This window comes from Clostridium estertheticum subsp. estertheticum (genome assembly GCF_001877035.1).
Taxonomy (GTDB): Bacteria; Bacillota; Clostridia; order Clostridiales; family Clostridiaceae; genus Clostridium_AD; species Clostridium_AD estertheticum.
In genome coordinates, this window is sequence record NZ_CP015756.1 from 3795905 (window position 1) to 3815332 (window position 19428).

Annotated in this window: 21 protein-coding genes and 5 tRNA genes; 6 read left to right on the forward strand and 20 right to left on the reverse strand. The window is 30.7% G+C overall.

Features of this window, described 5'->3' with window-relative positions; translation table 11 throughout:
- The first annotated feature begins 117 nt into the window (after window positions 1-117).
- Window positions 118-813: a DUF6873 family GME fold protein gene (locus tag A7L45_RS17765; RefSeq protein ID WP_071614025.1), complete on the forward strand. Its 696-nt coding sequence runs from the start codon at window positions 118-120 to the stop codon at window positions 811-813.
- Between the two features lie 275 nt (window positions 814-1088).
- On the opposite strand, the gene lepB is transcribed toward A7L45_RS17765, so the two are convergent.
- The 11 genes from lepB to A7L45_RS17820 all read right to left on the reverse strand — a co-directional run bounded on the left by lepB (window position 1089) and on the right by A7L45_RS17820 (window position 5477).
- The gene (gene lepB, locus A7L45_RS17770; protein ID WP_071614026.1) at window positions 1089-1628 is read right to left on the reverse strand and encodes a signal peptidase I; all 540 of its coding nucleotides are present in this window, start codon (window positions 1626-1628) and stop codon (window positions 1089-1091) included.
- 22 nt (window positions 1629-1650) lie between these two features.
- Window positions 1651-1890 carry a hypothetical protein gene (locus tag A7L45_RS17775; protein WP_071614027.1) on the reverse strand — a complete coding sequence of 80 codons (240 nt, stop codon included), beginning with the start codon at window positions 1888-1890 and terminating at the stop codon, window positions 1651-1653.
- A complete protein-coding gene (locus A7L45_RS17780; RefSeq protein WP_071614028.1) occupies window positions 1874-2425 on the reverse strand; it encodes an RNA polymerase sigma factor in 552 nt (183 codons plus the stop codon). The genes A7L45_RS17775 and A7L45_RS17780 overlap by 17 nt, the downstream gene beginning before the upstream one ends.
- A gap of 228 nt (window positions 2426-2653) precedes the next feature.
- Window positions 2654-2728, reverse strand: a tRNA-Cys gene (locus A7L45_RS17785).
- Window positions 2729-2751: 23 nt separating this feature from the next.
- Window positions 2752-2826 (reverse strand) — tRNA-Gly (locus A7L45_RS17790).
- A gap of 5 nt (window positions 2827-2831) precedes the next feature.
- Window positions 2832-2907, reverse strand: a tRNA-Phe gene (locus A7L45_RS17795).
- Window positions 2908-2938: 31 nt separating this feature from the next.
- Window positions 2939-3015, reverse strand: a tRNA-Asp gene (locus A7L45_RS17800).
- A 5-nt stretch (window positions 3016-3020) separates the two neighbouring features.
- A tRNA-Val gene (locus A7L45_RS17805) sits at window positions 3021-3096 on the reverse strand.
- A 268-nt stretch (window positions 3097-3364) separates the two neighbouring features.
- A complete protein-coding gene (hslO, locus tag A7L45_RS17810) occupies window positions 3365-4246 on the reverse strand; it encodes an Hsp33 family molecular chaperone HslO (protein WP_071614029.1) in 882 nt (293 codons plus the stop codon).
- Between the two features lie 19 nt (window positions 4247-4265).
- Entirely contained in the window at window positions 4266-5003 is a 738-nt protein-coding gene (locus tag A7L45_RS17815; protein WP_071614030.1) for a class I SAM-dependent DNA methyltransferase, read from the reverse strand.
- Between the two features lie 234 nt (window positions 5004-5237).
- Complete coding sequence (locus A7L45_RS17820; RefSeq protein WP_071614031.1) at window positions 5238-5477, reverse strand: alpha/beta-type small acid-soluble spore protein; 240 nt, start codon at window positions 5475-5477, stop codon at window positions 5238-5240.
- Between the two features lie 358 nt (window positions 5478-5835).
- Here A7L45_RS17820 and dapA point away from each other — a divergent pair, with 358 nt between their 5' ends.
- Window positions 5836-6729 carry a 4-hydroxy-tetrahydrodipicolinate synthase gene (dapA, locus tag A7L45_RS17825; protein WP_071614032.1) on the forward strand — a complete coding sequence of 298 codons (894 nt, stop codon included), beginning with the start codon at window positions 5836-5838 and terminating at the stop codon, window positions 6727-6729.
- A complete protein-coding gene (dapB, locus tag A7L45_RS17830) occupies window positions 6729-7484 on the forward strand; it encodes a 4-hydroxy-tetrahydrodipicolinate reductase (RefSeq protein ID WP_071614033.1) in 756 nt (251 codons plus the stop codon). Before dapA ends, dapB begins: the two co-directional genes overlap by 1 nt.
- A gap of 77 nt (window positions 7485-7561) precedes the next feature.
- On the opposite strand, the gene A7L45_RS17835 is transcribed toward dapB, so the two are convergent.
- A complete protein-coding gene (locus A7L45_RS17835) occupies window positions 7562-8713 on the reverse strand; it encodes a pyridoxal phosphate-dependent aminotransferase (RefSeq protein ID WP_071614034.1) in 1152 nt (383 codons plus the stop codon).
- Between the two features lie 211 nt (window positions 8714-8924).
- On the opposite strand from A7L45_RS17835, the gene dapD reads away from it, so the two are divergent.
- Entirely contained in the window at window positions 8925-9635 is a 711-nt protein-coding gene (dapD, locus tag A7L45_RS17840) for a 2,3,4,5-tetrahydropyridine-2,6-dicarboxylate N-acetyltransferase (RefSeq protein WP_071615036.1), read from the forward strand.
- Between the two features lie 537 nt (window positions 9636-10172).
- On the opposite strand, the gene A7L45_RS17845 is transcribed toward dapD, so the two are convergent.
- Both A7L45_RS17845 and pdaB read right to left on the reverse strand, forming a co-directional pair.
- Window positions 10173-10865, reverse strand: coding sequence for a single-stranded DNA-binding protein (locus A7L45_RS17845; RefSeq protein ID WP_071615037.1), 693 nt, complete (start codon window positions 10863-10865; stop codon window positions 10173-10175).
- A gap of 182 nt (window positions 10866-11047) precedes the next feature.
- The gene (pdaB, locus tag A7L45_RS17850; protein WP_071614035.1) at window positions 11048-11761 is read right to left on the reverse strand and encodes a polysaccharide deacetylase family sporulation protein PdaB; all 714 of its coding nucleotides are present in this window, start codon (window positions 11759-11761) and stop codon (window positions 11048-11050) included.
- A gap of 268 nt (window positions 11762-12029) precedes the next feature.
- Here pdaB and A7L45_RS17855 point away from each other — a divergent pair, with 268 nt between their 5' ends.
- Window positions 12030-12557 carry a DUF4364 family protein gene (locus tag A7L45_RS17855; RefSeq protein ID WP_071614036.1) on the forward strand — a complete coding sequence of 176 codons (528 nt, stop codon included), beginning with the start codon at window positions 12030-12032 and terminating at the stop codon, window positions 12555-12557.
- A gap of 64 nt (window positions 12558-12621) precedes the next feature.
- Here A7L45_RS17855 and A7L45_RS17860 read toward each other — a convergent pair whose 3' ends face one another.
- Entirely contained in the window at window positions 12622-13503 is an 882-nt protein-coding gene (locus A7L45_RS17860) for a YncE family protein (RefSeq protein ID WP_071614037.1), read from the reverse strand.
- 149 nt (window positions 13504-13652) lie between these two features.
- Between A7L45_RS17860 and A7L45_RS17865 the strand changes: the two genes are divergently transcribed.
- On the forward strand, window positions 13653-13901 hold the full coding sequence (locus tag A7L45_RS17865) for a TIGR03905 family TSCPD domain-containing protein (RefSeq protein ID WP_071614038.1): 249 nt from the start codon (window positions 13653-13655) through the stop codon (window positions 13899-13901).
- Window positions 13902-13963: 62 nt separating this feature from the next.
- Here the strand turns inward: A7L45_RS17865 and A7L45_RS17870 are convergent, their stop codons facing one another.
- From A7L45_RS17870 to A7L45_RS17890, 5 genes are all read right to left on the reverse strand, one after another.
- Window positions 13964-15316 (reverse strand): bifunctional folylpolyglutamate synthase/dihydrofolate synthase, encoded by a 1353-nt coding sequence (locus A7L45_RS17870; RefSeq protein WP_071614039.1) that lies wholly within the window; start codon window positions 15314-15316, stop codon window positions 13964-13966.
- 202 nt (window positions 15317-15518) lie between these two features.
- Window positions 15519-16487 (reverse strand): ABC transporter ATP-binding protein, encoded by a 969-nt coding sequence (locus A7L45_RS17875; RefSeq protein ID WP_071614040.1) that lies wholly within the window; start codon window positions 16485-16487, stop codon window positions 15519-15521.
- Window positions 16487-17506, reverse strand: a complete 1020-nt coding sequence (locus A7L45_RS17880) for an ABC transporter ATP-binding protein (protein WP_071614041.1) — start codon at window positions 17504-17506, stop codon at window positions 16487-16489. Before A7L45_RS17880 ends, A7L45_RS17875 begins: the two co-directional genes overlap by 1 nt.
- A 15-nt stretch (window positions 17507-17521) precedes the next feature.
- Window positions 17522-18439: an ABC transporter permease gene (locus A7L45_RS17885; protein ID WP_071614042.1), complete on the reverse strand. Its 918-nt coding sequence runs from the start codon at window positions 18437-18439 to the stop codon at window positions 17522-17524.
- An 11-nt stretch (window positions 18440-18450) separates the two neighbouring features.
- A complete protein-coding gene (locus A7L45_RS17890; protein WP_071614043.1) occupies window positions 18451-19401 on the reverse strand; it encodes an ABC transporter permease in 951 nt (316 codons plus the stop codon).
- Between the last annotated feature and the right edge of the window lie 27 nt (window positions 19402-19428).

The window sequence follows — 19428 nt, forward strand, 5'->3', positions numbered from 1 at the left end:
TGTGTAATATTAATGTATATGCAAAATAAATTAAACAATTATCGACATATTGCAATTCATAATAACTTTGTGTTATAAAATATATATAATAAAATATATATTAAATAGGGGTTCACAATGAAAAATATTATTGTAGATTTTAGAATTCATAATGATGAAAAAAAATGTTTAATTTCTAAAGGATATAACTTGCTTATTTGCCCTCCGAATAATCTTTTATATGATGCTGTATGTGGTCACCCCGATATGCTTTTACATATTTGTGGAAATGCTATTGTAGTACATAAAGATATGAATAGTAACTTTATAGAAACCCTAGTTTTACAAAATTACAAGGTTTGTAAATCAAAATCAGCTTTAAAAACAAATTATCCTTATAATATATGTCTAAATTCATTAAGCATACGTAATCTTTTTGTTCACTCCATTAATTTTACTGACGAGAATCTTTTATTGGTTTCAAAAGATAAAAAATTAGTGAATGTAAAACAAGGTTATACAAAATGTTCTACTTGTATTGTAAATGATCATGCAATTATAACTAGCGATGTTACTATTGCCAAAGCTCTAAACATTGAAAAGATAGATGTATTATTAATTCCTCCTGGCGATATTCTTCTTCCAGGGCTTAATTACGGTTTTATCGGCGGCGCAACAGGTCTTATCGAAGATAATGTTTTAGCTTTTTATGGTCACTTAGATTATTATTTATACGGAAAAGAGGTCTTAGCTTTTTTAAACAAACACAAGGTAGAACCTGTGTTTTTAAGAGATGGCAAGCTTGTTGATCGTGGCAGCATTTTTAGGATTTAATAAAAAATAAAAGTGCATCCGTAAGAACTTTCTCCTGCACTGCTCCAAATATGAGATTAAAACGCGAACTAAATGTTTCCTAGTTGGATGCTAAAACAAAAAGTATATATTGTTCTAAGGCTTTCACTTCGCTAAGTAGTTCAAATGCCTTTTACACAATATATACTTTTGTTAACATCCTATAAGAAAATTATTTATCATAGTCAATCTAGTATTCCATATTATTGTTTTGAGATTCTTCAAGAAAAAATAAGGAATAACATGTTACAGCAATCCTAATGATTAAGAGCATCATTGCCTATTACAAATTTCCCAAATCTCTTAAATGGGTATGTAATAAACTGTGCTTTCCCTTTTATATCCTTCCCATCTATATATGGATTCTGCCATTTTCTAGCATCCAATGAACTTGCTCTATTATCACCGAAAAACAAATATTTATTTTCTGGAACTTTAAATTTTATATCTAAATCTTCCTTATTTACTACATACGGCTCAGCAATTTCACTTCCATTTATAAATACACGCCCTTTATCTTTCACAACAACCTCATCTCCAGGAAGTCCTATTAATCTCTTTATCATTACTTCTTTTAGTTCATCAGATTTGAAAACTATTATATCTCCACTTTTCAATTTCGCTTTATTATAAACTTTTGTAACAAGAATTCTATCTCCTACCTTTATAGTTGGATACATTGATCCCGATGGAACCTTAACTTGGAAAAATAGTAGGTTATTTATTAAAACCACCAAAATTATTACTGCAAGTATTGGTAATAGCCACTCTTTGATAATATTTTTTAAACTCTTCATTAATTTAACCCCCTTGTAAATATTAGTTTGTAATAATTGGAGTGAAAACAGTCATATATATGTATAACAAAATCCATAATTGAATCGCTAATTTAAAAATCTTTTCAGGAATCCAAGAAAGACGAGATAAATAACAAAAGCTGCCTTGATATGAATTATAACAAAGTTTTTGATATATTCTTTCTTTTGTTCCCTCTGGTGGATCAATTTCTACATCTATTGATTTAAACATTTTTTTAAAAATTTCATCCTCTTTTATCATATAATTCATCCCCTTCTATCATGTTATATTCTTTTTTAAAACTGATTTTCGCTCTTTGTAATATGCCATCAATAGATTTTGGAGTTTTGCATAAGTATTTTGAAATATCTTTTACACTATAGTCATCTATATATTTGAGAATAAGAACATACTTATAAATAGGCTTTAATTTATTTAAGGTTTCTAAAATCACCTTTCTAGTTTCCAAATTGATAACCATAAATTCAACATCTTGGTTATCTACTAGATAATTCAGTTCTTCTGCATAATTAGGCCCCTCCTTCCTAATATTATCTCTATAATAATTCATTATTTTATTTTTTGCTATTCCACAAAGCCAAGTTTTATATGAACTTGTAGCTTTGTAGTTTATAAGTCCTTTCATAGCACTGATAAATGTCTCTTGAACTATATCTTCAGTAGCCTCTCTATTTGCTGCTAGTCTTAAAAATACAAAAGAATAAACATAATTAAAATTTTTTTCATATATTTCCTTAAAATTTTCTTTATTCATTTTAAAAATATTTTTTATCATTTTTTCCACCTAACTACTTCTAATCCTAAAGTATATTTTCTATAACTATTCTTAATTTACCATATCTTCAAGTCCTTTCATATATTTAGTAACATAAAAATAGGAAATCCCCCGAAAAAGATTAAAAATATAATAAAAAATCTACAATACTTTCACATTCTATTTTATACAATAAAAAAAATAGCCTATATACTGAAATATCAGTATATAGACTACTTTTTAATATTTTGGAGGCGCCACCCGGATTTGAACCGGGGAATAAAGGTTTTGCAGACCTTGACCTTACCGCTTGGCTATAGCGCCATTTTATGAGATCCTTAAATAATTGGAGCGGAAGACGAGATTCGAACTCGCGACGTCCACCTTGGCAAGGTGGCACTCTACCACTGAGCTACTTCCGCAACACTGGTGGCTAAACCCGGAATCGAACCAGGGACACGAGGATTTTCAGTCCTCTGCTCTACCGACTGAGCTATTTAGCCATAATGCTTTTTAAAATTTATTAAATTTTAATGGCGACTCAAAAGGGACTCGGACCCTCGACCTCCGCCGTGACAGGGCGGCACTCTAACCAACTGAGCTATTGAGCCATATGTGGTGGGAACAATAGGGTTCGAACCTATGACCCTCTGCTTGTAAGGCAGATGCTCTCCCAGCTGAGCTATGCTCCCACATGTATTAATGCAACTATTGTATTGTATATCATTTCATAAAACTTGTCAACACTTTTATGTGTTAATTGTTTTATATACTTGATTACTTGCAACTTCGTCGATCATTACTTTACTATATTATAAAATTTCCTTGGAACTGTCAACCCCAAATATAGTCTCTATCTAGGATTATATCAATTAAAATCGTAGATAATTGAATTATCTCCAGTTATCTACGATTTTCAATATATTTTCCTATATCACCATTTAAAAACATAATTATTATTTAAGATTTAGCCTCTTTAAGTAATTTCCCAATATCCTCATGATTAAACTCATAATTTTTGTTACAAAAATGACATTTAAGCTCTTCTGTTTTATCATCGTTATATATTTCTTCTAAATCCTTTTTGCCTATGCTTATTAATGCCCTCTCAACTCTTTCTCTAGAACAATCACATTTATACATCGGCTTAACCTCTTCATGTATTTTTAATTCCATATCTTCAAAAATAAATTCCAAAATTTCGCAAATGCTCATACCTTTTGCTATAAAATCAGTTATAGATGGGATTTCTTCAAGTCTATATGTTATCATATCAGCCAAAAATTCGTCGGCATCAGGCATCATTTGAATTATAAACCCTCCTGCAGCTTTAATGCTCATATCTGTGTCAACTAAAACACCTAGTCCAACAGCAGAGGGTGTTTGCTCTGAAACAGTAAAGTAATATGCTAAATCATCTCCAATTTCGCCTGTGCGTATTGGTACTTGACCTATGTATGGTTCCTTTAACCCCATATCTCTTATAACTCTTAAATAACCATCTTTACCCACTGCGCCACCTACGTCAAGTTTTCCTAGAGTGTTTGCAGGTAAATCCACATTCGGATTTCCTATGTACCCTTTTACACTTGAATCAGCATGGGCTGTTACGACTACTCCCTTCGCCTGGCCACCTCCATCAATTTGGAGTGTTAAACTGTCTTTCTCAGACTTTAGAAGTGTGCCCATAAGTGTACCCGCTGTTAGCATTCTACCAAACGCAGCGGCTGCTGTAGGAGCACATTGATGCATGGTCACTCCCTCATTTACTAATTCCGTAGTTATTGCTGCAACTATTCTAACTTGACCTTCCTTTGCAGTAGCTCTAACTAAATTATCCATATACTAGCCTCCCATAAAATCATTTTTTTAGTACATAACATATTCTTTCTGTTTTATCATTTACTACTTTATCTTCATAACTATCCATTTTCTTAATTATTTTAAACCCAATTTCTTTTATAAGGGTTTCCACATATTCTTCTTTATAAGCCCTCTCTAAGTGCGTCTCATCAAACCGTCTATATACTTGTCCTTCTTTAGCAAAAAAGGTTAAATTCATTTCCACTATATCATTTTCTAAATAATTTTCCCAAATATAGACTACATCATCACTATCGTAATTATAAATATTATTGCCGAGCACCGTAGTCAGCTTATAATAAGAATTAAGATCAAAAATAAATAACCCATCATTTTGTAATAAATTATAAACTCCTGATAAATATTTTTTAAAATTTTCTTCTTCTAATATGTAATTGCTAGAATCTAAACAACAAGTTATAAGATTAAACTTATTATTTAAATTAAGTAAACAAATATTTTGACATACAAATTTTGCCTTTATGAGTTCTTCCCTCATTTTTTTCTCTGCTTGGCTTAACATATCACTAGATAAATCAACTGCCCATATATTTTTAAATGAATTTGCAATTTCTATAGTAAGATTTCCTGTACCACAGGCTAAATCTAAATAACTCTCCATATTTAGGTCATATTCTTTGCAAATACATAATATGTTAGTTGCCCATTTTTTATAATCAATATCAGCATTGATTAATTCATCATATATGCGAGCAAACTCTTTATAACAGTCCATATTAACATTTCTCCTTTTCCAAAAACTTCTTCTTTAAATCATCTCCTGCGGAGCTGCATATTAACGACTTCAGAAGGAGATTTATACTCCCACTGAAGTTTTATTCCGCTAAGGTAGTTAATTCCACTTATTAAAATGGGAAACTTTCCTTCTGAAATGTCGTTAAAACTATATTGGTATATAATATACTACCCTATACACCAAATATTGTCCAAAGTATTTTATTAAATATCTTTAAAAATCTTTGTTTTTAGGTAAATTTATACTCTTTTTTCTTTTTGTCATTAATCCTCCAATTCTGCCTGTTTCTTCTGCTGTTAATCCACTCCAACCACATTCATGTATTTTACTAGTTAACCCTAGTTCTTCTGCTATTTCATATTTTAACGTCTCTCTAAGCATTTCATTCTTAGTTAACTCTTTATTTGTTTTTAATTTAGCTTTTATAACTTTTTTTAAAGGTGTCTTTCCCATAATGTGCCTCCCAATTATAATTGTAATATACTATATTTTTTACAATTCAGAGGTTTTTTATTCATAATAGATAAAAAAGCAAATATTATTTCTTTAATATTATCAATTTTTATTTGTTAAAATGGGTGATTTTCATCTTTTTTAAAAAAAGTATATATATTTTCACATATGGGCTATATAATATAATAAAGAAAAATATTTTAGTGAGTATTCGTATCTTCTTTAAATTTATTATGAGTTAACAAAACGAAATGTTTCACTAAAAGCGATCTAAATTAATAGATATATAGTAGTAAATATAAAATAGTTATATAGTTAATGATTATTATTTTCCATATAACTATGAGGAGGTAATCTTATGAGTATTTTTAAAGGTTCTGGCGTTGCACTAATCACTCCATTTAACGAAAGAGGAGTTGATTTTAAGAAACTTGAAGAATTAATAGAATGGCACATTACCAGCAAGACAGATGCTATTATAGTATGTGGCACTACTGGTGAAGCTTCTACAATGACTGAACAAGAAAAAAAAGAAACTATAAAATTTGTAGTTGATTTAGTTAATAAGAGGATCCCAGTAATTGCGGGTACGGGTAGCAACAGCACTGCCGATGCAATAAGTATGAGTAGATGGGCAGAGAAAATAGGAGTAGACGGATTACTTGTTATTACACCTTACTACAATAAAACTACTCAAAAGGGCTTAATTGAACATTTCAAAGCAATTGCAAACAGTGTCACTTCACCAATCGTTATCTATAATGTTCCTTCAAGAACAGGTATGAATATTAATCCAACCACACTTTTAGAATTATGCGTAATACCAAATATTGTAGCAATTAAAGAAGCAAGTGGGAATATAAGTCAGATAGCTCAAATTAAAGCACTATGTAGGGATAACTTAGATGTATATTCAGGTAACGATGACCAAGTTATACCTATACTTTCCTTAGGCGCTATTGGAGTTATATCTGTTCTCGCAAATATAATTCCTACAGACATGCATAATATGTGCGAGTTATATTTTAATGGTGAACATGAAAAAGCTTTAGAAATTCAGCTTGGGTACCTTCCTCTTAACAACGCAGTATTTATAGAAACTAATCCTATCCCTGTGAAAACAGCTATGAATCTTATGGGAATGTGTGTTGGGCCTTTAAGACTACCTTTATGTGAAATGTACGAAAATAATTTAGAATTTCTAAAAAAAGAATTAAAATCATATAATATCCCTTTAAAGGAGGAAAACTAATGATTAAAATGCTTTTAAACGGTTGCAATGGAAAAATGGGAAAAGTTATTTCTCAAATGGCTAAAGATTCTGCTACAATATCAATTGTTGCGGGTGTTGATAGAGATTCATCTAATTTAGACTACCCATGTTATGACAGTATATTAAAATGTAAAGTTGATGTAGATGTAATTCTAGATTTTTCAAGACCGGATGCTTTAGATAGTTTGTGCACGTATTCTAAAGAAAAAAATATTCCTATTGTATTTTGTACTACCGGGTTCTCTCCAGAGCAATTATCAAGGATTGATTCTCTAAGTAAAGAAATCCCCGTATTTCATTCTGCAAATATGTCTATAGGTATAAATATCGTTAATAATTTACTCAAGAATATTAGTAAAATGCTTTATAAAGATTTTGATATTGAAATTATAGAAAAACACCATAACCAGAAAGTTGACGCACCAAGTGGTACTGCTCTACTTCTTGCAAATACTATTAAGGATTCTATAAATGATGACATGTTCTACGTTAAAGGCAGAGATGGCTCAAGCAAAAGACAACCTAAAGAAATAGGTATTCATGCTATTCGTGGTGGAAACATTATAGGTGATCATGAAGTTATATTTGCAGGAAAAGGCGAATGTATTGAAATCAAGCATACTGCCATATCAAGAGATGTTTTCGCTATAGGTTCACTTAAAGCATGTGAATTTATATATGGAAAAGATAAAGGTCTATACAACATGGATGATGTTGTTAATATGTCACTTTAGCCCTTAATAAATAAAGCCTTGAAACGGATACTTCTCCGCTCCAAGGCTTTTTTATATGTATAACCTACCTACATAAATCACTGTGATAACGTTGCAATCCATTTTTCCATTCTATCTAAAGCCTCTTTTAACACCTCTAAACTATAAGAATATGAAATTCTTATAAACCCCTCTCCGCCTGTGCCAAAAGCTGAACCAGGCACAACAGCAACCTTCCCTTCATATAACAATCTATTGCAAAATTCTTCACTGCTCATAGAAAATCTAGTTATAGATGGAAATATATAAAAGGCACCTCTAGGAAGCGTTATATCCATCCCCATTTGCTTTAATCTTTTATATACATATTCCTTTCGTTTTTCAAACTCTAATTTCATATTATCCACATCATGTTTACAAGAAAGTAATCCTTCATATGCGCCCCATTGAGATATTGAAGTGGCACATGAAACATTATACTGATGTACTTTCATTATATTATCCATAATATATTTACTTGCACAAACATAGCCTACGCGAAGCCCTGTCATTGAAAACATCTTAGAAAATCCACCTACTAGAATTACTTTGTTTTTTAATTCATCAATTTGAGCTAAAGAATAATATTTTTCATAACATAATGAGCTATACATTTCATCACTTATTATATAAATATCTTTCTCTTTTAATATTTTAACAAGTTTATCACGCTCGGAGCATGATAATATTGCCCCAGTCGGGTTCGATGGATGAGACATAACTAAAAGCTTAGGATTTTCCTCCTCAATAAGTTTAGTTATTTGATCAAAATTAATGGTAAAATCTTCATTAAGATTATAATTAATTACTTCTCCACCAAAAATCTTAACACAACTCTCATAGGCCGGGTAAGCTGGAGTAGGCACTAAAACCTTATCGCCAGCATTTAAAAATGCTGCAAATATACATAAAAGCGCTTCACTTCCACCTACAGTTACCGTTATTTCATCAGCTAAATAGTTAATATCCATTTCTTTCAAAAAATTAGAAATTTCATTTCGAAGTTCTGGAATACCAGCATTAGTTGTGTATCCAGTTTTATTATCATCTATAGCTTTAATCATGGCATTTTTAATATTTTTAGGAACCGGAAAATCAGGTTGCCCAAGTGTAAGTGAAATTGCTCCCTGTACTTTTGTAACCTTGTTGGAAAATTTTCTAATTCCAGAGATTTCTACTCTATTTACGTTGTTTGAAAATAAATTATTCATTATATCATCCTTTTCTAGTGTTTGCATTATAAGTATTTTACTATATAATAGAATAAAAATCAGTATTTTTTTAATTATTCTGATATATTGATAACATTTTGTTTATTTAATGTAGATTTTGTTATATCATTTACATTATGTATAACAAAATAAAATGCATAAAAAAAATAATTTGGCTTAATACTTATAATACGAAAGGAGAGTTACTATGATGAATTATGATTTAACAGACCCTTATGAAATTGCAAGATACATAAAAGAAGCTAAGAAGGCTACCCCAATTAAACTTTATGTTGATGGGGACTTATCACAATGTGAGTTTGGAAATATAGAAAACTTTGGTAGTGGAGATTTCTATATACTTTTTGGAGAAAGTGAAGAGGTGTCAGACTTTCTAATAAAGTATAAAAACAGGATTAAAAAATCCAAACTAGAACAAGACAGACGAAACTCTGCCATTCCTTTAATAGACCTTAAAAATATAGATGCAAGAATTGAACCAGGTGCAATTATACGTGATAAGGTTACTATAGGTAAAAATGCTGTTATTATGATGGGCGCTGTAATTAATATAGGTGCTGAAATTGGTGATGAAACTATGGTAGATATGAATGCTGTGGTTGGTGCACGTGGGAAACTAGGTAAAAGAGTTCATTTAGGTGCAGGCGCAGTAGTCGCAGGAGTCCTTGAACCACCAAGCAAAAGTCCATGTGAGATCGGAGACAATGTTTTAATTGGAGCAAATTCCGTAATACTCGAAGGAGTAAAAATTGGTAAAAACTCTATAGTTGCAGCCGGATCCGTAGTTGTAAATGATGTCCCTGAAAATGTTGTAGTTGCTGGAACTCCAGCAAAAATAATAAAAAATGTAGACAGTAAAACTAAAGACAAAACTAAATTACTTGATGATTTAAGAAAATAGAGTAAATTAAAAGAGCATATATTACTACAAATTCATCTCACTTCGCTGAGTAATTCTAAACTAATTTTATTGTAATATACTAAACAGTACAAACTCGCATACGCTCAAACATGTACTGTTCTTAACGTATTTTACAATAAAATCAGTAAAGAATTACTAACGCTTGTTCGAATGTATTTTACGTAATATATGCTCTTTTTAACTAAACTTATTAAATACAATCTTTTCTCAATATACATTCTTTTTAACCTATAAGGAATGTAAATGCTAAGAAGCTTAAACATGTACTTTTCTTAACGTATTATTAATTAAAATTAGTAAGAATTACTAAGCCTATTCAAATGCATTTACCGTAACATATGCTCTTTTTTACTAACTATACTTATTAAATATAATCATCATATAGTATAAGTTCTTTTTACCTGTAATGAATGGAAGATACTAAACAGTACAAACTCACATGTATTCAAGCGTGCACTGTTTTTAACGTATCTTACAATAAAATCAGTAAAGGATTACTAAAGCTAAAGTTGTATACTATATAACGTCTAAAACTTCAAAGCTCTGCTCTTCTTCTACTATATTATTTGATTCTACTATACTTTCACCATCTTTGTTAACTTTCTCCATTTTGGATATAGATACCTCATATGCAACTTTTTTTATAACTTCATCATCTGATAATTTCTTTTGATATTCTCTACTTTGAAGTCTTCCCCAAATTCTTATATTATCTCCTACTTCAAGACTTTTACAAAATCTAGAATTTCTTCCCCAAGCAATTGTAGGGATATAATCGGATTTATTATACAATCTGTTGACCGCTAAAAGCATGTCAGCAATTTCTCTTCCAAAAGGAGTAGTCCTATATACTGGATTTTTACATATATAACCATCCAAGAATATTTGATTTGGATTTTTACTGCGTTCTTCACATATTTTAATATCTCTAGCAAATACTGTTAATATTAATCTATTAGATCCATTAACAAATTTATTATAAGATCTAAGTTGACCTTCAACTATGAATTCATTTCCTATCTTAATATCGATTCCTGCTATTAGTCTTTCAGAAATTGTTATTGTTAAGATATCAGTTGTTTCGCTAAGTCTCCATACTTCAAAATCAAATACGTAAAACCCCTCACCATACATTTCATGACTAAATTTTAGTTCAGATACTACCTTTCCTTCTAAATAAATCTTATTGTTTAACATAACATTATCCATCATAATCCCTCTTTCCCCTTAGTTTTTTTTATTAGACTTTCCTTAGAATATAAGTATTCATTTTTCTGATGTAATATACCTAATACTTAAATAATTTTTTTATATTTATTTTTCCATAATTAATATTAATTGGTATTCCCATTATAATACAAATACGCATTGAATTTCAATACATTTAAATTTTATTTTTGTATTTGTTTTCCCGCTGCATCTATATAATAATTTTTTTTGTATATAAGGTCTGATACTTTCACAAATGTATATCCTTTATCCTTTAAATTTTGTAGAATTTTAGCTAAATTTTGAGGTGTATATTTTGCATTATTGTGAAATAAAAGTATAGAACCTGGCTTGGCATTTTTTATTATTCTATTATACTCAATTTCTGCTCCTTGTTCTTTCCAATCAATACTGTCTACGTCCCATTGAATACAATAATGATTCGTAGCTTCTACAGTTTCAACAACTAAGTTATTATATTCCCCTGATGGGCACCTAAAGAGTGTTGTTCCCTTTCCTGTTATATCCATTATTTTAGCATCTGTCGTATCTATTTCTTTAATCATTTCTTCTTTAGATATTTTAGTCATCATAGGATGCTTATTAGAATGATTTCCTATTTCATGCCCTTTCTCATACATTATTTTTAACTTACCCGGATACTGGTCTACCCATGCCCCCACTACAAAAAATGTTGCTTTAGCATTGTACTTATCTAATATCTTTAATATCTCATCTGTTTTGTCATCGCCCCAACTTGCATCAAATGAAATCGCAATTTTTTTGTCCTTAGTATCTACATTGTAAATTGGTAATTTACGCTGTAATCCCACAAATGCACCCTTAATTTTAAAATTATAAATTCCTATAACCGTAGAAACTCCGATGAAGATCATACAAAATATTATTAATTTTTTTTTATGTAACTCATACCATCCTATTCTCCCCTTCTACCTTATACTTTAAATTTATATTCTAAAACTCAATAAATATGTATAATTCAACTTAATAATTTGTATTTTATAAAAATTTAAATAAAACATAAAAATTAATAGCACCGAATTATTTCAGTGCTTTTTATGTTATACTGTTTATAGTTAATTTTACATAAAAAAGACAATTCACTAATGTTTTTGATTAGGCTAATTACAAGGAGGGACAGATATGTTTGAAGATGCTTTAGAATTAGCTGAAAATAAGCTTCTTTTACTTTATATATTTTATAAAATAAAGCTCCCTATTTCCAATATTCAAATAACACAAATTATTTTAGAAAATAATTTTATAAATTATTTTACCCTGCAACAATATATTGCAGAACTTATTGCTTCTAACCTGATTAAGCATACTGAGCAAAAGGGTAAACATAGATTGGTCATTTCACAAAAAGGTGATAATGTCCTATCCTTATTTAAAGAAAGAATTTCTGAAAAGAAGATTGGGCTTATTGATAATTATTTAAAAGCTCATATTGAAAACATCAAGAAAGAATTAACAGTTAGTGCTGATTATACAATAGAAAACAATAACAACTATTTAGTTAATTTAATTGCTTCTGAAGACAGTTTTACACTTATAGATATTAAACTTAGTGTAACATCAAACAAACAAGCGCAAAATCTATGCACCAAATGGAGAAAAGAACCCTCTAAACTTTATGCTAAAATAATAAACCTTCTTATAGATGATTAATCTTCGTATCGAAGCTTTATCTTCTTATTGAAGCTTCTAACCTTCGTATCGAAGCTTTTTCATCTTATAGAAGCGTCATTCCTGTAGGCTCTGTGCCAATAGAAATGACTTTTTTGTTTTCTGTTATTTTGTCAATTCTAAAAAGCAAATTATTATAATTGTCACCTACATACAAATATTTTTCATCCTCAAGTATTCCTCTAGGCATTCCTCCAACTTCAATTCTTTTTATCTCTTTGTATTTATTTATGTCTAATATACTCACCGTACCATCTCCAAAATTTGATACATAACAAAATTCCCCATTAAAATACATGTCCACAGGTGAATTCCCAACAGGTATTTTATTTAATACATTACAATTTTTTAATGAAATAATATTAATGCATCCTTTATTGTCCATACCTATATTACTCTCACAAACTAAAATATAATTTCCATCTGGAGTAATTACCGCTTTAGTAGGATATGCTCCTACCCTAATTTCTTTAATATTTCCATTCTGAGCACACTCTATTAATGTTATACTGTCACTATTCATATTTGCTACTAAAATAAGGTCCTTTTTTTTGCAAATATAAATACTATGGGGTGAATTACCACAAGGAATTGCCTCTACAATGTTTTTTTTCTCTAAATCAAAAACTATTATATCATCAGAGTCTCCACAGATAACATAAGCCTTATTATCATAAACGGATAAATCATTACAGTGCATGCCTATAAAATAGCTCTCTATCTCATAATTATAAGTATTAACAATAGAAATACTATTATCATAACTATTAGCTGTTAATATCTTATTTTCATAAACATATATACCATGAGGACCAATTCTTTTGAGATTTTGTTTATCCAAATATATTTTTTCTTCTTCTATAAACAAATCTAGGTTAACCTTTGATATGCAATCCGATGAAGTACTACATACATACAAGTTTCTCAAATTCCTCACCTCCTCATAACCATAATATGAAAATAGTTATAATATGCTAACAATGTTTTAATAAAAATTAATTTCTTGAAAAGAATACACTTCATAGTATATAATAATTAGTATGATTAATAAATTCTCGAAAGATGGAGGAATAAAATATGTATAGTTATAAGACAAAAGGCGTTTGTTCAAGAAATATAGATTTTGAAATAGTTGATAATAAAATAACTGAAATTGGTTTTACAGGAGGATGTGCAGGTAATTTACTTGGAATTTCAACCTTAGTAAAAGGAATGGATGTTCAGGAAGCTATAAAAAAACTTAAAGGTATTAAATGCGGAGACAAAAGTACTTCTTGTCCTGACCAATTAGCTTTAGCTCTTGAAGAATTCGTTGCAAATGCTTAATTAATATATAAAAAGACAAGGCTAATATTTTATAATATTAGCCTTGTCTTTTTATTTAAAGCTTATTGTATATGGACATTTCGTATTATTTTCCTCATATCTCCCACCATGTATAAAGATCCTGACACTAATAGTAAATCATCATCCTCGCAGTAGCTCAATGCTTTTTTATAAGCCAACTCGTAGTCTTCAATTGACTCACACTTTGATGTATATTTTTCTACTTGAACTTTTAATTCTTCCGAAAGCTCTGCACGCTCGCTGTGAGGAGTAACAGTAATAACTCTGTATACCTTTGGAACTATAGTTTTTATCATCTCTTCAACTTGTTTATCTGCAAGAATTCCTAGAATTAATATAATCTTATTGTAGTTAAAATACATGTCAATGCTTTCTGTAAGGTTTTTAATACCATCTATATTATGGGCACCGTCTATAACAACTAAAGGCCTTCTATTCATCACCTCAAGCCTCGCTGGCCACACAACGTTTATAAGCCCAGCTATTATATTATCTTTACTAATAATAACGCCTTGCCCAATAAGAGCCTCTATAGCATGTACTGCTACCGAGCAATTTAGTAATTGATGCTTACCTAAAAGTGCTAAATCAATACTATAATCATTATTTAAAGTTTTAATTTCTATTTTTTGAGTTATTGCATTATGGTTATAAGGCACTTTTCCTTCCATTAATGTACTGACAACCTGCTTTAAATTCTCTTTGCCTAAATATACAGCCGAATCTCTTGGTACTTTTATTAATTGACATTTTTTTTCTCTACATTTTTTTTCTATTACATCGTAACTTTGTTTTTCCTGTGGATACACAACTACAGGGACTCCCTTCTTTATGATGCCTGCCTTTTCATAAGTTATCTTTTCCAAAGTATCTCCGAGTATTAAAGTATGATCAAGACTTATGGATGTTATAATGCTTAAAATGGGTGTAATTACATTTGTTGAATCAAGCCTTCCTCCAAGCCCTACTTCTATAACCGCAAAATCTATATTATTTTTATAAAAATACAAAAATCCAGCACAAGTTATAATTTCAAATTCTGTTGGATTAATATATCCAAGTTCCACTACCTTTTCTACAGCCTTAGAAACCTCTGTTATAATATCACTTAAATCATCTTTAGAAATATTTTTATTATTTATTTGTATCCTTTCTTCAAACTCCTCAATAAATGGTGAAATATATGACCCTACCGTGTAACCAGCTTCCACAAGAATACTACTCACCATTGCCGAAGTTGAACCTTTCCCATTAGTCCCTGCAATATGTATACACTTTAATTTTTTATGTGGATTTCCTAAAAGTTCTAATAATTTTTCAGTTCTATCAAGCCCAAGTTTACTACCAAACTTAGCTGTATTTGTTATATAAGACCTAGCCTCATCATAATTCATGTTTATCATTCCTTTCAAAACTAACTTCTTTCTATTAAATTCTATACTAACTTAGAAACAGTTACCAACCTTTTGTTATAAATAGATATAGTATTTATTCCTATTGTACCAAATACTAATGTAGATTAGATAAAAAAAGAGAAAGAGCGATAATTATGATATCACTCTTCCAATTACATTTTCTTAATTATATGTTCGAAAATTATTTAAATAAATGACAAGCTACAGAATGTCCTGGTTTTATTTCTTTTAGCTCTGGTGTCTCATCCTCGCAACAATCCATAACGTATTTGCATCTTTGACGGAATCCGCACCCAGGTTTAGTATTTATCGGACTTGGAACTTCTCCCTCGAGCATTATCCTATTTTTATTTTTAGATTCAATAGGGTCAGCAACAGGAATAGCTGATAATAACGCCTTAGTATATGGATGTAATGGATCTTCATATAAAATTCCACTTGGAGCAAGTTCTACAAGCTTTCCTAAATACATTACACCTACCCTATCAGATATATGTTTAACCATAGATAAATCATGTGCTATAAATAAATAAGTTAAACCAAGTTCCTTTTGAAGCTTAATTAATAGATTAACTACTTGAGCTTGAATAGAAACATCTAAAGCAGAAATAGGTTCATCACATACAATAAATTTAGGCTCTATGGCAAGTGCTCTAGCTATACCTATTCTTTGCCTCTGACCACCAGAAAATTCATGTGGGAATCTAGATGCATGCTCTTTATTTAACCCAACCAGTTGAAGTACTTCCTGAATTTTTTCTGCTTTCTTTTTTCCTGTATAGAGTTTATGAATATCTATACCCTCACCTACAATATCTCCAACGGTCATTCTAGGATTTAAAGATGCATAAGGATCTTGAAATATTATTTGTGCATACCTACAAAAGTCTCTTTTAGCTTTTCCCTTAAGTCCATGGATATTTACGCCTTCAAAAATTACTTCTCCAGATGTTGCTGGGTACAGACCCATTACAGTTCTCCCACAGGTGGTCTTACCGCAGCCTGACTCACCAACTAGCCCTAATGTTTCCCCTTTTTTAATTGTAAAGGAAACATCATCAACAGCTTTAAGTGTTTCGTTTTTACCAACTTCAAAATATTTTTTTAAATTTTTTACTATAATTAAATCTTCGCTTTTATTTTCAGCCATTATTTTGCACCCCCAATTTCAAATGGCACTTCTACTTTAGGTGCATTCGGATGTTGTAACCAACATAAAACTTCATGAGTATCATTGATTATAGTAGCTTCTGGCATTTCTTGTTTACATATTTCCATAGCATATTCGCACCTTGGAGCAAATGGACAACCAACTGGTGGTTTTACCAAATCAGGTGGCGTTCCCTTAATAGAATACAAACTATCTTTATGACCAGTTTCTAATCTAGGAACTGATTGAAGAAGTGCCCATGTATATGGATGTTTCGGATTATAGAATATTTCATCCGTATTTCCTCTCTCAATTATCTTACCTGCATACATAACTTGAATTCTATCTGCAACATCTGCAACTACACCTAGATCATGTGTAATTAAGACAACAGCTGTACCTAGTTTATTCTGAAGCTCCTTTATAAGATCCATTATTTGCGCTTGTATTGTAACATCTAGTGCTGTTGTAGGCTCATCTGCTACAAGAATTTTAGGAGAACATGCAAGTGCAATGGCAATCATTGCACGCTGCCTCATTCCGCCAGAAAATTCATGTGGATATTGTTTAGCCCTTCTCTCTACATTTGGAATATTAACAAGTTTCAACATCTTTATAGCCTCATCCATGGCCTCGTGTTTTTTCATATTTCTATGGATAATTAAACTTTCTGCTATCTGCTTTCCAATAGTCATAGTAGGGTTCAAAGAAGTCATAGGGTCTTGGAATATCATACTAATTTCAGCACCCCTAAAATGTCTTAGTTGTTCTTTATTCATTTTTAAAATATCATTGCCTTTATATAATATTTCAGAACCATCTTTGATCTCACCCGGCGGAGTTTGAATTAATCTCATAAGACACTTCGCTGTTACTGTTTTTCCACAACCAGATTCTCCAACAACTGCAAGAGTTTCACCTTCATTTACTTCAAAACTTATGCCTCTTACAGATTGAACTTCTCCAGCATATGTATGATACGAAACTCGTAAATTTTTAACTTCAAGTAACTTTGACATGCTTTTTCGCCCTCCTTACTGTCTAAGTTTTGGATCAAGAGCATCTCTTAAACCATCACCAAGTAAATTAAATGCTAACATAGTTACACTTATTGCTATTGCTGGGAATATAAATTCATGAGGATGAAACATCATCTGACTTTGACCAGCAAAAATTAATGCTCCCCAACTAGTTTTAGGTGATTGAATACCAAGCCCAAGAAAGCTTAAAAATGCTTCATCAAAAATAAAAGCAGGTATATCCATAGACATATAAACAAGTATAATTCCAATTGTATTAGGAATTAGATGTTTTCCAATAATTCTAGTCGGACTAGCACCTAGTGCTTTAGCAGCTAAAACATATTCTGATTCTTTAAGTTGCATAACCTGTCCTCTAATTAAACGAGCAATACCTGTCCATCCAGTAATACAAAGTGCAATAATTATTGTTCCTTCTCCTGCTGGTAATACGAGTAGCAACAAAATAACAACAATAAGATATGGTACACTTACAATTATTTCAACTATTCTCATAAGTATTGTGTCTATGGCTCCACCAAAATACCCACATATACCGCCGTATACACATCCAACAAGAAGTTCAATCAAAGTACCAATAAACCCAATTCTTAATGATACTCTCGCGCCCATCCATAACCTTGCAAACATATCTCTTCCTAAATTGTCAGTTCCAAACCAATGTTTTGCCATTGGACTTTTATCTAAAATATCATAATTTTGAGTTTGATAATTTACTGATGAAATCATTGGTCCTATAATTGACATAATTATAACTATTATCAAAATCACCATAGAAAGCATAGCAACTTTATTTTTCTTAAGTCTTCTCCATGCATCTTGCCAATAACTTACATTAGGTCTTACCATAACATCTAAATCTTTCTTCGAATACCCTATAATTTTAAATAAATCTTTGCTATATTTTTTCATGCCTTCTCTCCTTACCCTTTCCTTTGAGTTAATTTAATTCTAGGATCAACTAAAACGTAAACTATATCTACAATAAGTAAAGAAACAATGTACAAGAAAGCAAAAAACACAGTTAATGACATAACTACAGTATAATCTCTATTAGAAATTGCAGAAACTAATTCTCTACCAAGCCCCGGCACACTGAATATGCTCTCTACAACTAAAGAACCAGTGATTACATATGCTATTCTAGGTCCTATCATTGTAACTACTGGTAATATGGCATTTCTTATAATATGTTTCCATACTAAAGAGACCTTACCAACACCTTTTGACTTTGCAGTCAAAACATAGTCTTGATTAATTACTTCAAGCACTGAAGTCCTCATAAACCTTGCATTTGATGCAAGTCCAGCCATAGCAAGTGCAATGGATGGCAATAATGAGTATCTATATATATTGAATAGACTGCTATCGGACCATCCCGCTATTTTTAAACCAAATTTTGCTCCAAGGCCATATTGCAGAATAATTGCTAAAACAAAACCCGGAACGCAAACTCCAATAAGTGCAATGAAAATTACGCTATAATCTACCCATGTATTTCTCTTAAACGCCGCAATAATCCCTAAAAATATTCCAAAAACAAGTCCTATGCCTACCGCTTGAAGAGCTAATCTTAATGACACTGGAAATTCTTTTGAAATAATATCATTAACCTTCTGGCCTGGGTAATGTATTGACATTCCTAAGTCCCCGTGTACTAAACTCTTAATATATGTACCATATCTTACATACTCTGGTTGATCTAGTTGATATTTTTTCATAATTTCTGCAGCTACTGTTTTATCAAGAACCTTACCTGCGGAGGCAGTTATAGGATCTCCTGGTATAGCATTTATAAGCACAAATGTAATAGTCGCAACAATCCAAAGTGTTATGATCATATAGCCAATCCTCTTTATTATATATTTAGCCATACAAATTCTTTCCCCCTATCATAAAAT

What these genes read in the sequence shown, in the direction of transcription:
- A7L45_RS17765 (WP_071614025.1), top strand. Translation starts at nt 118, where the DNA reads ATGAAAAATATTATTGTAGATTTTAGAATTCATAATGATGAAAAAAAA.
- lepB (WP_071614026.1), bottom strand. Translation starts at nt 1,628, where the DNA reads ATGAAGAGTTTAAAAAATATTATCAAAGAGTGGCTATTACCAATACTT.
- A7L45_RS17775 (WP_071614027.1), bottom strand. Translation starts at nt 1,890, where the DNA reads ATGATAAAAGAGGATGAAATTTTTAAAAAAATGTTTAAATCAATAGAT.
- A7L45_RS17780 (WP_071614028.1), bottom strand. Translation starts at nt 2,425, where the DNA reads ATGATAAAAAATATTTTTAAAATGAATAAAGAAAATTTTAAGGAAATA.
- hslO (WP_071614029.1), bottom strand. Translation starts at nt 4,246, where the DNA reads ATGGATAATTTAGTTAGAGCTACTGCAAAGGAAGGTCAAGTTAGAATA.
- A7L45_RS17815 (WP_071614030.1), bottom strand. Translation starts at nt 5,003, where the DNA reads ATGGACTGTTATAAAGAGTTTGCTCGCATATATGATGAATTAATCAAT.
- A7L45_RS17820 (WP_071614031.1), bottom strand. Translation starts at nt 5,477, where the DNA reads ATGGGAAAGACACCTTTAAAAAAAGTTATAAAAGCTAAATTAAAAACA.
- dapA (WP_071614032.1), top strand. Translation starts at nt 5,836, where the DNA reads ATGAGTATTTTTAAAGGTTCTGGCGTTGCACTAATCACTCCATTTAAC.
- dapB (WP_071614033.1), top strand. Translation starts at nt 6,729, where the DNA reads ATGATTAAAATGCTTTTAAACGGTTGCAATGGAAAAATGGGAAAAGTT.
- A7L45_RS17835 (WP_071614034.1), bottom strand. Translation starts at nt 8,713, where the DNA reads ATGAATAATTTATTTTCAAACAACGTAAATAGAGTAGAAATCTCTGGA.
- dapD (WP_071615036.1), top strand. Translation starts at nt 8,925, where the DNA reads ATGAATTATGATTTAACAGACCCTTATGAAATTGCAAGATACATAAAA.
- A7L45_RS17845 (WP_071615037.1), bottom strand. Translation starts at nt 10,865, where the DNA reads ATGGATAATGTTATGTTAAACAATAAGATTTATTTAGAAGGAAAGGTA.
- pdaB (WP_071614035.1), bottom strand. Translation starts at nt 11,761, where the DNA reads ATGATCTTCATCGGAGTTTCTACGGTTATAGGAATTTATAATTTTAAA.
- A7L45_RS17855 (WP_071614036.1), top strand. Translation starts at nt 12,030, where the DNA reads ATGTTTGAAGATGCTTTAGAATTAGCTGAAAATAAGCTTCTTTTACTT.
- A7L45_RS17865 (WP_071614038.1), top strand. Translation starts at nt 13,653, where the DNA reads ATGTATAGTTATAAGACAAAAGGCGTTTGTTCAAGAAATATAGATTTT.
- A7L45_RS17870 (WP_071614039.1), bottom strand. Translation starts at nt 15,316, where the DNA reads ATGAATTATGATGAGGCTAGGTCTTATATAACAAATACAGCTAAGTTT.
- A7L45_RS17875 (WP_071614040.1), bottom strand. Translation starts at nt 16,487, where the DNA reads ATGGCTGAAAATAAAAGCGAAGATTTAATTATAGTAAAAAATTTAAAA.
- A7L45_RS17880 (WP_071614041.1), bottom strand. Translation starts at nt 17,506, where the DNA reads ATGTCAAAGTTACTTGAAGTTAAAAATTTACGAGTTTCGTATCATACA.
- A7L45_RS17885 (WP_071614042.1), bottom strand. Translation starts at nt 18,439, where the DNA reads ATGAAAAAATATAGCAAAGATTTATTTAAAATTATAGGGTATTCGAAG.
- A7L45_RS17890 (WP_071614043.1), bottom strand. Translation starts at nt 19,401, where the DNA reads ATGGCTAAATATATAATAAAGAGGATTGGCTATATGATCATAACACTT.